This window comes from Mesorhizobium sp. M8A.F.Ca.ET.021.01.1.1 (assembly GCF_003998025.1).
In the GTDB taxonomy this organism is placed as follows: Bacteria; Pseudomonadota; Alphaproteobacteria; order Rhizobiales; family Rhizobiaceae; genus Mesorhizobium.
The window spans coordinates 1-12347 of sequence record NZ_RZSJ01000130.1; the positions used below are offsets into that span (position 1 = coordinate 1).

The window sequence follows — 12347 nt, forward strand, 5'->3', positions numbered from 1 at the left end:
CGATCATAGTGCGGCGCCGTTTAATTAGCCACAATGTTAGCAGGTTGTGGCCGCCGGCGGCCGCCACCTCCAGCGCCCGCTTGGCCGTCTCCTGGCCCTTGATGTCGGCGAGGTCCGGCAGGTCGCGCGGCGCGGCGCGGATGCCGGCCTCGGGCCGCGACAGCACCTGCGTGCCGCGGAAATGGTTGGCGATGGCAATCAGGCTGCGCGGCGCCAGAATGTCGAATTCCCGCCCCGCCCAAGCAGCTTCCGGTCCGCAGGCGAACGGGCAGATCAGGCCCTTGCCCTCGGCATTGGCGCCGATCGCCGCCGGCAGCGCGCCGGCCACGGCGGTAATCGTGCCGTCGAGCGACAGTTCGCCAAGCACGACATAGCCGGCCAGCATGTCGCCCGGAATGGCGCCAAGTGCTGCCATCAGGCCAAGCGCGATCGGCAGATCGTAGTGGCTGCCTTCCTTGGGCAGATCGGCCGGCGCCAGGTTAACGGTGACCTTCTTCGACGGCATCGACAGGCCCGACGCATGCAGCGCCGCCTGCACCCGCTCGCGGCTCTCGGCCACCGCCTTGTCGGGCAGTCCGACGATCTGGATGCCGACCTTGCCGGGCGCGATCATCACCTGCACGTCGACCGGCACGGCCTCGATGCCCTGGAAAGCGACCGTACGAACCCGCGCCACCATTCTTTGCCCCCGATGCCGTCTCTCCCCAGCCTTTGTGAGCCGGCCGCGAGCGACGTCAACGCGAGACAACCACAGATTTTAGCCCAAGGCAAGAACAATACAGGAACAAAGAGAGGCGTGCGCCTACCGTCGACGGGCTCGCAACAGCCTGCAAGGCGCCTCACCGAGCGCGTGACGATGCGAGCCGCGCAGGATGGAGGCGAATGTTCCGGGAGTCCGTGCAGATCACGACGGCTTCACCGCCAGAAAAGTGTTCCACCCTCGCTCCTTCCTGCCGACGCGGAAGCTGTGGCTGACAAGCTCCATGCCGGCGGCCTCGATGCGCGCCGCGAAGGCGTCCTTGCGCCAGTCGACCGTATGGTATCTGCCGCTCGTTTCGCCGTCGCCGTCGCGCATCGAGACGACAGAGGCACCACCGGGCCGCAACGCCCGCGCGATCTTCTCCAGAACCGGGTCGATCTGGTCGCGCGGCACATGGATCAGCACGGCAAGCGCCACCACCGCGTCATAGGGACCGCCAAGCTCGTCGGTGATCACATCGAGCAGATCGCCGGTCTTGCCGCGTCCTGCCTGCAGTTCGAGAAAGCGCCGCGTCGCGTCGGTCCGCCGGACCTTGACGCCGAGGCCCTCCAGGAAGTCCGCATCGCGGCCAGGTCCGGACCCGATCTCCAGGATTCGGCCGCCCGGCCCGGCGATCGCCGCGGCGCGCTTGAGCGCGGCCTGGTCGTTCGGGTGGGGAACATGTCCGACAATCTCGTCATAACGGACCGCGTAGTCCTCATACGACTCGACCGTCCGACGGCTCTGCGCCAGGGCTTTCGCGGGCACGGTCATCATTCTCTCTGTCTCCGGGCGCCAATCGTGTCTAGCGGATGCTGCCATAAGGCGCGTGGCCGTCGAGCAGGCCGATGTCGCGCTTGAAATGGTCGGACAGCGCGCGCTGATCGAGCAGGCGGCGCGACCGCGATCGGAAGGGAGCAACGAAGAGGTCCAGCATCGGATGACGGACTGTGAGGCGCCGCGTGGAAGTGTTCATGGCCATGTCCTTTCGGGTTGGGTCGATGGTTTGAGTGTGCGCTTGCCGGCTCTTGGCTTCCAATCGAACGTCGCTTATCATGCATCAACAGGATTGATGTGTGATGAGCTGGGACCTGCCGCCATTGGGCGCCATCAGGGTGTTTGAAGCCGCATCGCGGCTGGGCAGCTTTACCAAGGCGGCCGAAGAACTCGGCATGACCCAGTCGGCGGCGAGCTACCAGATCAAGGTGCTGGAGGAACGCGCCGGAACACCGCTTTTCGTAAGAAAAACAAGGCAGATCGCCTTGACCGAGGCCGGCGAGCAGCTGGCGCCGCACGCATCGGGTGCCTTCTCGGCGCTGGCCGATGCGTGGGTGGCGACCAAGGGCGGCGCCACCGGCGTCTTGTCGGTCACCACGGTCCAGACCTTTGCCTCGACCTGGCTCGCCGTGCGCCTTGGAGCATTCCAGCTGATGCATCCGGACCTTGCCGTGAAAGTCGACACATCGTCCCGGCTGGCCGATTTTGGGCGCGACGGCATGGATATCGGCATTCGCACCGGCACCGGGAAATGGCCGGGCCTGGCAGCCCACTATCTGTTCAAGGCGGATTACACGCCGATGCTCAGCCCGAGGCTGGTGCGGAGCGTGGGAGGCATCCGCCGGCCCGAGGATCTCTACAAGCTGCCACTATGCTGTTCGACCGATCCCTGGTGGAAGATCTGGTTCGAAGCAGCCGGCGCCCGCTTCGAGCCCGATCGCATCATAGCCGGCCCGGAGCTTGGCACGCAGGCCTACGACGCGATGGCGGCGCTGACCGATCAGGGCGTCGCCATCCTCACCCGCAACCTCTACAGCTCGTTGCTGGCGACAGGACAGCTCATTCAGCCGTTCGAGGCCATGGGGTCCGACGGCGACGGCTACTGGCTGGTGCATTCCGAAAGCCGCCGCAACACCCCGAAGATCAGGCTGTTCAGGGACTGGGTGCTGGCCGAGACGGCTGATGTCAGGGAGCGCGAACAGCGCCGGGTCGAAGAGCCTTGATCAAATCAGGAACATCAGGGGAACCGGTAACCGGACCGGTTGCGCCCCGGTTGTAGCCGGCTGCAAAAAGCGGAACATGGTTAACACAAAATGAAAACGGATTATGTCCGCTTCGCTTCGACCGCATCCCAGAACAGGGCGGCAATATCCGCCCCGCCGAAGCGATGCACTTCGCGCACGCCCGTCGGCGAGGTGACATTGATCTCGGTCATGTAGTCGCCGATGACATCGATGCCGACCAGGATGAAGCCGCGTTCCCTGAGCGACGGCCCGATGCGGGCGCAGATCTCGCGCTCGCGCGCCGTCAGCTCGGTTTTCTCGGCACGGCCGCCGACATGCATGTTGGAGCGCGAATCGTGCTCGGCCGGCACCCGGTTGATGGCGCCGACCGGCTCGCCGTCGATCAGGATGATGCGTTTGTCGCCCTTGCGCACATCCTTCAGGTAGCGCTGCACGATATAGGGCTCGCGGAACAGCTGGCCGAACATTTCGAGCAGCGAGGCGAGGTTGCGGTCGGCCTCGTGCAGATGGAAGATGCCGGCGCCGCCATTGCCGTAGAGCGGCTTGACGATGATGTCGCCGAATTCCTTGCGGAAGGCGGCCACCTCGAGCGGATCCTTGGTGATCAGCGTGTCCGGCATCAGATCGGAAAACTCGGTGACGAAGATCTTTTCCGGGCTGTTGCGCACCCAGGCCGGGTCGTTGACGACCAGCGTCTTCGGATGGATGCGCTCGAGGATATGCGTGGTGGTGATGTAGTTCATGTCGAAGGGAGGGTCCTGGCGCAGCAGGATGACGTCCATCTCCGATAGGTCGGTGCGAACCTTTTCGCCCAGCGAGTAGTGGCTGCCCTTTTCGTCGCGCACCTGCATCTCCTCGATGCGGGCAAACACCTTGCCGTCGCGCAGCGACAGGCGGTCGGGCGTGTAGTGGAACAATTGATGGCCGCGCCGCTGCGCTTCCAGCGACAGCGCGAACGAGGTGTCGCCGGCGATCGACACGGTCGAGACATGGTCCATCTGGACGGCGATTTTCAGCTTCATGGCGGATCCCCAGCGCAGTCAACGCAAGCGATATAAGGGTCCCGGCGCCTTCTGCCAATCGGGCCACGCCGTTAACGGTCGAAGACCAGCCGCGAGTAACCCAGGAAGGACAGCGTCATGGCCACCAGCGAAGCGATGGCAAGCGCCGCCAGTGGTGGCGCCGCCGGCAGCACCAGCAGGATGGCTGAGTAGACGGCATAGTTGACGATGCTGGTGGCGACGCCGACGCCGCCATAGCGGGCGCCTTCCTGTGTCACGCCTCTGCTCGACGGCGAGAAGGTCAGGTGCCGGTTGATCTGCCAGGTGACGAAGAGCGCGAAGCCGATCGACAGCATGCGGGCGACGAAGGGTCCGAGCGGCGTGACGGCGAGCAGCAGCCACAGCGCCGCCGCGTCGGCGACGAAGCCGATGCCGCCGGCGAAGACAAAGCGGACGATGCGTTGCATCGGTCAGGCCGCACGCGAGGCCTTGCCCGGTTGCGGCTTCCGAACCACGTCGCCGGTGCGGCGCTCGACACGGCCCGAAGGCATGGAGAGATAGAAGATCCGCTTCTGCTCGGCGCGCCCACGCGAGACCGAATCGAGGATCAGTCCGGTCACCGCCGCCAGCATGGACAGAAGCAGCAGGCCGACCGACAGCACCCAGGTCGGCATGCGCGGTACCAGGCCGGTCTCGGCGAATTCGACCAGCACCGGCGCCATCAGGAACAGGCTCGAGGCCAGGAAGAACAGCGAAAAGGCGCCGAAGAAGCGCAACGGCTGCGTCTCCTTCATCAGCATGGCGAACATCCACAGGATCCTGGCGCCGTCGCGGAAGGTCGACAGCTTCGACGACGAGCCTTCCGGCCGGCGGCCGTAGTCGAGCGCAATCTCGCTGACCGGCAATTTGAGCTGCGAGGCGTGCACCGACATTTCGGTCTCGATCTCGAAGCCGCCGGAGACGGCGGGGAAGCTCTTGACGAAACGCCTGGTGAAGACGCGGTAGCCGGAGAAAATGTCGGTGAAATCGCTGCCGAACAGCCATTTGTAGAGGCTGTTGAAGACCCGGTTGCCGAAGGCATGGCCGGCCCTGCCGGCATCGTCGGTGACGCCGCGCCTGGTGCCCACCACCATGTCGCAACGCTCGGTCAGGAGCGTGTTGATCAATTGCGGCGCGTCCTCGGGCGCGTAGGTGCCGTCGCCATCGGCCATCAGGTAGATGTCGGCGTCGATGTCGGCGAACATGCGCCGCACCACATTGCCCTTGCCCTGGCGCGGCTCGCGAACCACGATGGCGCCGGCCGCGCGGGCGCGCAGCGCCGTCAGATCCTTCGAATTGTTGTCGTAGACATAGATGGTTGCCGCGGGCAGCGTCTCGCGGAACCGCCGCACCACCTCGGCGATGGTGAGCTCCTCATTATAGCAGGGCAGGAGCACGGCGATGACGGGTTCATGGCTGATGTCTTGCGGCATTTTCGTCTCCGAATGCCTTGTCGACCATGCGGTCGCGCTCCGGAAACCGGCCGCGTTCAGGCGGTTTTACTATTTATTGAAGCCGTTAAGGCTAGGTTTAAGACCGACTTCACGAGTGTCGATTGGCCTGGAAAGGCCCGGCATTCCCGCCAAGGGCGATCGGCATGAGCACAGCAACGGGAACTTCCACAGGGAAGTCCGATATCGCGTTCGCGTTGCTTGCCGCCTTGCTGCTGCTCGGCCTCAATGCCCAGCAGGGATTCCCGCAACTGGCCAATCCGGCGGGCGACAATGACAGCCTGCTGCAACTGGTCGAAGTCCGCGACCTGCTGGCGGGCCAAGGCTGGTTCGACTTGCACCAATACAGAATGGGGCTGGAGGGCGGCTTCGTCATGCACTGGTCGCGGCTGCTCGACGCGCCGCTGGCATTGAGCATCCTTGCCGTTTCGAGCCTGACTGGCAGCGCCGCCCTGGCCGAACAGATCGTGCAAATAGTCTGGCCGGCCCTGCAGTTCTTTATCGCGGTCTTGTTCATCATCCGCGCCGCGCGCGCTTTCGCCGGCCCGCCCGCTGTGCTGCCCGCCGCCGTCGTCGGCGGGGCGGCCTTGTATTACATCGGGATTTTTTCCCCAGGCGCGCTCGATCATCACAATGTCCAGCTGATGCTGACGCTGGCGAGCCTGGCCCTGCTGCTCGAGGCGCCCACGTATCGGCCGGCTGCCCTTGTCGCGGGCATCTGCGCCACGCTGACCCTGGCCATCGGCATGGAAAGCGCGCCCTATGCCGGGGCCCTCGGCGCCGTCGTCGCTCTGCTGTTTCTCGGCAATGGCGACGCCGAAAGGCTGATCGCCAGGGATTTCGGCCTCGGCGTCGCCGGCGTCTCGGCTCTGGTCTTCGCCGCCACCATCCCCGTCTCGTCCTGGGGCCAGGCCCAGTGCGACACGTTCTCGGTCGTGCAGTTCGCCGTCACAGCGCTTGCCGGCACCGGTCTGGCAATCATTGCTTCATGGAGGGCAGCCAACGCGACGGCCGCCCAGCGCCTGATGTCGCTTGGCCTGCTTGCCGTCGCTCTCGCCCTCGTCGTGGCGTTGCTGTTCCCGCAATGCCTGGCGGCGCCCTATGCCCATCTCGACCCGCGCCTGCAGCAGATGTGGCTCGGCTATATCGAGGAGGCGCAGTCGATCGTCCAGCTTGTCGTCGACGATCCGGCAAGGGCCGTGGCGCGTTTTGCCACGCCGCTGGTGGCCATCGTGCTGATGGCGCTCCGTTTCAGCCATGGCGGCTGGCGGCGGCAGGACAGCCTCGTCGCCGCACTGCTGGTCGTGGCGGTCCTGGTCAGCGCCTGGGAAGTGCGCGGCTCGACCTTCTCCATCGCCTTCGCGGTGATCCCGCTTTCGGCCTGGATCGCCAAATGGCGGCAGCGGGCCGAAGCCAGCCCGTCCAGCGGCTCGGTACTCAGGATGGCGGCGGCCTGGCTGATCTCGGTCAATGCCATCTGGTCGGGTGCCGCCGAGGCTGCCTCGAGCGCCTTCGCAACTGCTGCACCCGCCAGGGACGCCAGCATCGATGCGCCCTGCAACAGCAAGGCCTCGTTCGCCGTGCTTGGCGCGATGGCCCCCACCACGGTGCTTGCCATCTCCAATCTTGGCTCGCCCATCCTCGCCTTTACCGGTCATCGCGTGTTCGCCGGGCCCTACCATCGCAACGTCGCCGGAGACCTGCTCGTGTTCGATGCATTGCTGGGCTCGGCCACCGACGCCAAAGCCATCGTCGAAAGTCACCATGTCGGCCTTGTCGCGCTCTGCCGCGACAACCCTGAAAGCCGGCTGTTCGCTGCCAGGGCGCCGGACGGTTTTCTGGCCGGGCTGATGCGCGGCAGCGTGCCGGAATGGCTGGAGCCGGTGGCGGAGACCCGTGGCAGCCCCCTGGAACTCTACCGCGTCCGGCTCGGCGGCTGATCCAGCCGGCAGACGCTACTCCTTCCGATACAAGATCATGCCGCCGTGATGCAGCACGCCGTCGATGAACGTGCCATCGGCGGTGAATCCGGTATCGTCCCAATAGTCGATGTGATGCCCCCGGACTTCGTAACGCCCCCGATACGCGCTCTCCCGGGTTCCACGCGCTTCGTCGTACCGGCCATTTGGAAGCAGCTTGTGACGGACATGGCCATCGGCTGTCACCCACATGCCTGCATAGGGATGGCTTTGAGCAGTGATTTGCTGGTCGGGATTCATCTGGGCGACACCTTTCTGCACGGGGACCGCGCCAAAGAGAAGCATGAGCGATGCAAGCAGGGAAAACGACGACGTCATGGCCGCTACCTTGTGGCCGTCGGCCGAATGACGATCTCGTTGACATCGACGTCGTCGGGCTGCTCGATGGCGAAGCGCACCGCGCGGCCGATCGCGTCCGGCTGCAAGGCGATCGCCCGGTAGGTCTTCATGGCTTCGGCCGCCAGCGGATCGGTGATGGAATGGGCCAATTCACTCTCGACCACGCCGGGATGAATGCAGGTCACCCGAATGTCGTCGTTCTCCTGCCTGAGGCCGTCGGAAATCGCCCGCACCGCGTATTTGGTCGCGCAATAGACCGCTGCCGTTGGCGCGACCGAGAGCGCGCCGACCGAAGCGATGTTAATGATGTGGCCGGAGCCTCTCGCGGCCATCTCCGGCAGCACCGCGGCGATCCCGTGCAGCACGCCCTTGATGTTGACATCGACCATGCGGTCCCATTCGTCGACCTTGAGGGAGGCCATCAGCGAAAGCGGCATCACGCCGGCATTGTTGACGATCACGTCGACGCGTCCCCAGGCTTGTCGCGCCGCCTCGGCAAAGGCAGCGACATCGTTACGGTCGGTGACGTCGAGGCCGCGGATCCTGGCCTCCCCACCGTGCGCGGTGATCTCCTCGGCGAGCGCCTCCAGCCGGTCTGTGCGCCGCGCGCCGAGCATGACTTTCGCCCCGGCGGCGCCGAGTTCGCGGGCAATCCCCGCGCCGATTCCGCTTGATGCGCCGGTAATGAGGACGGTCTTGTCGAGGGGCATGCTTGTCTCCTGTTCCTGGATTGACCGCCGCCTTGCGTCGGTTGCCAGGAAGATAGAATTGCCCCATTGTCGCGTTAAGACAGCCATTTCTTGACGCTATGGAAAGCCACGCTAACCAATGGATCTCAACGCGCTCTCCGTTTTTGCGCTTGTCGCCGAGGAGCGGAGTTTTCGCGCCGCCGCTGACCGGCTGGGTGTCACCCGCTCGGCCGTCAGCCAGACGATCAGGCGGCTGGAAGAGACCATCGGCATAGCGCTTGTGCGGCGCACGACGCGCAGCGTCAGCCTCACCGAGGCGGGGGAGCGGCTCCGCGCCGAAATCGCGCCGGCCATCGCGGACATGCGTGCCGCGGTCGAGGCCGCCGGCAGCTTGCGTGGGCGCCCGCGCGGGCAGTTGCGGCTCGCTGTTTCGTCGATCGCCGAGGGCTTCCTGTCAGGGCCGTTCCTGGCAGCCTTCGCCGAGGCCAATCCGGAGGTTCAGATCGACATCACGGTGACGGACGATGAATTCGATATCGTTGCCCAGGGATACGATGCCGGCGTCAGGCTGGGCGAAGTCATCGAGCAGGACATGATCGCGGTTCCCGTTGCCGGTGACGAGCGGCAGCTGGCTGTCTGCGCGCCAGCCTACCGCGATCGATTTGGTGAGCCTGCGCATCCGAGCGAGCTTGCGGCCCGTCGCTGCATTGGTTGGCGTCCCGCTCCCGGGGTTGCGCCCTACCGATGGGAATTCGCGGTCGACGGCAAGGAGTTCAGCGTCGCCGTCGCCCCGGAGATCACGACAAACGACATGACGTTGATGATCAGGCTCGCTGTCGCCGGCGCCGGCATCACCTTCGGCATGGAACGGAGCTTCCGTCCCTGGCTCGACCGGGGCGAGCTGGTGCCCATCCTGGAGTCCTACTGCCCACGCTTTGCCGGCTTCTATCTCTATTATCCCGGCCGCCGCAACTTGGCGCCGAAGCTGCGCGCGCTTGTCGATCACCTGCAGCGCTTCAGATAGCGTCGTGGGATCGTTGGCGGGTCTCGAAAAATCGATTCAAGCGATACGTTTCCTAAAGGGTTTGCTGCCAGTCTCGAAATAAATTCCGACGACAAAACAGGGACGAACAGGGACACCGATGCAAGCTCCGTTTGGCACCGGTCAGGCAAACAGGGAAAGCACGGATCTGGCGTTCACCGATCCGTTGACCGGGCTTGGCAATCATCGCCGCTTCTTCGACAAGGTCGACCGCCTGATCAGCGACCGCGCCGACGATCCCGCGCCCTTCACCGTCGGCATTCTCGACCTCGACGGCTTCAAGCCGATCAACGATCTGTTCGGCCACAAGGCCGGCGACGACATCCTGATCCAGGTCGCCATGCGGCTGCGTGCCTCGATGGACGGCCATTCGACGGTCTGCCGCATCGGTGCCGACGAATTCGCCTTCCTCTACCCGCTGGTGTTCTCGGAGGATGCGGCGGCTGAAAAATCCCGCATGCTGATCGAGATCCTGTCGGCGCCCTATGATGTCGGCGAGCGCACCGCCAGGCTCTCGGCCTCGGTCGGCTGCTCGCTGTTCTATTCGGGCGACGAGACCACCGAGATCCTCATCAACAAGGCCGAAACGGCGCTCTACCATGCCAAGCGTTCCGGCCGCGGCCGCGTCGTCGTCTACACCCGTGAGATGGAAGAGGCCGCCAAGCGCGTCACCCGCATCGAGCAGGCGCTGCGCCGCGCCGTCTCCGCCGGGGAGGTGGAGCCGCATTTCCAGCCGATCGTCGACCTCACCACGCGCCGCACCATCGGCTTCGAGACGCTGGCGCGCTGGACCGATCGCGATCTCGGCGCGGTGCCGCCGACCGTCTTCATCCCCATCGCCGAGGAGCGCGGCATCATCGGGCCGCTGTCGCAGCTGGTGCTGCGCAAGGCGACCGAAGCCGCCAGGAGCTGGCCGAAGGACCTGTTCCTGTCCTTCAACCTGTCGCCCTCGCAGCTCGTCGACCAGAACACCGGCCTGCACATACTGGCGATCCTCGACCGCACCGGCTTCGATCCGCGCCGGCTGGAGATCGAGATCACCGAGACCGGCCTGATGAACGACCCTGCCTCGGCGGCGCAGATCGTCGAGGATCTGCGCCGCGTCGGCATCCGCGTCTCGCTCGACGATTTCGGCACCGGCCAGTCCTCGCTCGGCCGGCTGCGTGAATTCCATTTCGACAAGCTCAAGATCGACCGCGCCTTCGTCGCCTCCATTCTCGAAGACCGGCCATCCGAGCACATCATCCGCGCCATCCTCGCCATGTGCGAAGGGCTCGGCATGGACGTCGTCGCCGAAGGCATCGAAGAGGAAGCGCAGGCCGACCGGCTGGTCCAGTTCGGTTGCGCCGGCGGACAGGGCTATCTGTTCGGCAAACCGGCCGATGCCGATGCCACATTGGGCTACCTCCGTGATTCCTTCCGTGGCGCCTTGCGCGCCAAAGCGATCTGAGCCCAGGACTTCGGCGCCGCCCGCCATGTGGCGACGCCACTTCGCGGGTCGAGCATGGCACCATCGCCTTTTTGTCAGACATAAGCCCGAAAATGCGTCTTTTCGCCCTTGCCCGCCGGACGTGTCTGGCTAGGATGCGCGCCGGTTGACCCGGGAGACGAAAATCATGATGCCATCGGCGCGGTTTGCCGACCTCGAAGGCGCTTCGGTGCTGATCACCGGCGGCGGCTCCGGCATCGGTGCGGCGTTGACCGAAGGGTTCACGCGCCAGGGCGCCAAGGTCGCCTTCATCGACATCGCCGATGCGCCGAGCATCACGCTCGCCGACCGCGTTGAGAAAGAGCTCGGCCGGCGTCCGCTCTACCTCAAGACCGATCTGCGCGACGTCGAGGCCTTGCGCGCTGCAGCCGCCCGGGCCGCCGACGCGCATGGCGACGTCACCGTGCTGGTCAACAACGCCGCCTGGGACGAACGCCATGAAGTCGAGGACGTCACCGTCGAATTCTGGGACAACAATCTCTCCATCAATCTCAGGCCGCATTTCTTCACCGCGCAGGCGGTGGTGTCAGGCATGAAGCGGGCCGGCGGCGGCTCGATCATCAATTTCACCTCGACCTCCTACCTGATCAACCATCCCGACATGCCGGCCTATACCGCTGCCAAGGCGGGCATACTCGGCCTCACCAAGGGGCTGGCCGGCAAGCTCGGGCCCGATCGCATCCGCGTCAACGCCGTCGCGCCCGGCTGGGTGATCACCGAGCGGCAGCAGGAGCGCTGGGTGACCGAACAGGCGCTCGCCGCCCATGTCGCCAAGCAGTGCATCAGGGACGTCATGCGGCCGGACGACATGGTTGGCACGGTGCTGTTCCTGGCCTCGGACGCTTCGCGCATGTTGACCGCGCAGATGCTGATCGTCGATGGAGGCTTCCTGTGAGCCCAGCCAGCAACGTTCCGGCGGTTGCCGCGCTCGATTGGGGCACGACCCGGCTCCGGGCCTGGCTGATCGACGGCGCCGGCAAGGTGCTTGCCGAGCGTCGCGGCGACGACGGCCTGATCACCGCGCGCGAAAAGGGCTTCGCCAACGTTCTGGAGAGCCATCTGACGGCGATGGGTGCGCCGGAGGAATTGCCCGTCATCATCTGCGGCATGGCCGGTTCGCGCCAGGGTTGGCTCGAGGCGCCCTATGTCAGCGTGCCGTCGCCGCTCGGCGCCATTCTCGGCGGCGCCGCCCGTGTGCCTGATCAGAAACGTGACATCCGTATCGTTCCCGGCCTTGCCCAGCGCCTGGCCGACGCGCCCGACGTCATGCGCGGCGAGGAAACGCAGTTGGCCGGCGCCGGCCTGCCGGCCAAGGGCCGCCATCTCGTCTGCATGCCCGGTACCCATTCGAAATGGGTGCTGGTCGAGGACGGCGCCGTCACCGGCTTTGGCACCTGGCCGACGGGCGAGCTGTTTTCCGTGCTTGCCGCGCACTCGATCCTGCGCCATTCGCTGGGCGAACATCCCAGCCCGGTTGCTGCCGACAATCCGTTCTTCCGCCGCTGGTGCGAAATCGCACTGGGCGAGGGTGGTGACGTCACCTCGCCCAGTGCGATTT

Annotated in this window: 14 protein-coding genes; 6 read left to right on the forward strand and 8 right to left on the reverse strand. The window is 65.5% G+C overall.

Features of this window, described 5'->3' with window-relative positions:
• From EOA36_RS12930 to EOA36_RS37245, 3 genes are all read right to left on the reverse strand, one after another.
• A partial coding sequence (locus EOA36_RS12930) for a magnesium chelatase domain-containing protein (protein ID WP_145969162.1) occupies positions 1-679 on the reverse strand: 679 nt, incomplete at its 3' end.
• Positions 680-904: 225 nt separating this feature from the next.
• A complete protein-coding gene (locus tag EOA36_RS12935; RefSeq protein WP_127277972.1) occupies positions 905-1513 on the reverse strand; it encodes a class I SAM-dependent methyltransferase in 609 nt (202 codons plus the stop codon).
• A 31-nt stretch (positions 1514-1544) separates the two neighbouring features.
• On the reverse strand, positions 1545-1715 hold the full coding sequence (locus EOA36_RS37245) for a hypothetical protein (RefSeq protein ID WP_189343562.1): 171 nt from the start codon (positions 1713-1715) through the stop codon (positions 1545-1547).
• Positions 1716-1818: 103 nt separating this feature from the next.
• On the opposite strand from EOA36_RS37245, the gene EOA36_RS12940 reads away from it, so the two are divergent.
• Positions 1819-2739 (forward strand): LysR substrate-binding domain-containing protein, encoded by a 921-nt coding sequence (locus EOA36_RS12940; RefSeq protein WP_127277973.1) that lies wholly within the window; start codon positions 1819-1821, stop codon positions 2737-2739.
• A 101-nt stretch (positions 2740-2840) separates the two neighbouring features.
• On the opposite strand, the gene gshB is transcribed toward EOA36_RS12940, so the two are convergent.
• From gshB to EOA36_RS12955, 3 genes are all read right to left on the reverse strand, one after another.
• Positions 2841-3782, reverse strand: a complete 942-nt coding sequence (gene gshB / locus EOA36_RS12945; RefSeq protein ID WP_127277974.1) for a glutathione synthase — start codon at positions 3780-3782, stop codon at positions 2841-2843.
• Between the two features lie 71 nt (positions 3783-3853).
• Positions 3854-4228 carry a GtrA family protein gene (locus EOA36_RS12950; RefSeq protein WP_127277975.1) on the reverse strand — a complete coding sequence of 125 codons (375 nt, stop codon included), beginning with the start codon at positions 4226-4228 and terminating at the stop codon, positions 3854-3856.
• 3 nt (positions 4229-4231) lie between these two features.
• Entirely contained in the window at positions 4232-5233 is a 1002-nt protein-coding gene (locus EOA36_RS12955; RefSeq protein ID WP_127277976.1) for a glycosyltransferase, read from the reverse strand.
• A 164-nt stretch (positions 5234-5397) separates the two neighbouring features.
• On the opposite strand from EOA36_RS12955, the gene EOA36_RS12960 reads away from it, so the two are divergent.
• Complete coding sequence (locus EOA36_RS12960) at positions 5398-7191, forward strand: GtrA family protein (RefSeq protein ID WP_127277977.1); 1794 nt, start codon at positions 5398-5400, stop codon at positions 7189-7191.
• A gap of 15 nt (positions 7192-7206) precedes the next feature.
• Here EOA36_RS12960 and EOA36_RS12965 read toward each other — a convergent pair whose 3' ends face one another.
• Positions 7207-7548: an Atu4866 domain-containing protein gene (locus EOA36_RS12965; protein WP_127277978.1), complete on the reverse strand. Its 342-nt coding sequence runs from the start codon at positions 7546-7548 to the stop codon at positions 7207-7209.
• A gap of 5 nt (positions 7549-7553) precedes the next feature.
• Positions 7554-8279 carry an SDR family oxidoreductase gene (locus EOA36_RS12970; protein WP_127277979.1) on the reverse strand — a complete coding sequence of 242 codons (726 nt, stop codon included), beginning with the start codon at positions 8277-8279 and terminating at the stop codon, positions 7554-7556.
• A gap of 118 nt (positions 8280-8397) precedes the next feature.
• Between EOA36_RS12970 and EOA36_RS12975 the strand changes: the two genes are divergently transcribed.
• The 4 genes from EOA36_RS12975 to EOA36_RS12990 form a co-directional block, all read left to right on the forward strand.
• The gene (locus EOA36_RS12975) at positions 8398-9282 is read left to right on the forward strand and encodes a LysR family transcriptional regulator (RefSeq protein ID WP_127277980.1); all 885 of its coding nucleotides are present in this window, start codon (positions 8398-8400) and stop codon (positions 9280-9282) included.
• A 118-nt stretch (positions 9283-9400) separates the two neighbouring features.
• Entirely contained in the window at positions 9401-10750 is a 1350-nt protein-coding gene (locus EOA36_RS12980) for an EAL domain-containing protein (protein ID WP_127277981.1), read from the forward strand.
• Between the two features lie 166 nt (positions 10751-10916).
• Positions 10917-11684, forward strand: a complete 768-nt coding sequence (locus tag EOA36_RS12985) for an SDR family oxidoreductase (protein ID WP_127277982.1) — start codon at positions 10917-10919, stop codon at positions 11682-11684.
• Positions 11681-12347: 2-dehydro-3-deoxygalactonokinase (locus EOA36_RS12990; protein WP_127277983.1), on the forward strand; the 667-nt coding region annotated here is incomplete at its 3' end. The genes EOA36_RS12985 and EOA36_RS12990, both read left to right, overlap by 4 nt.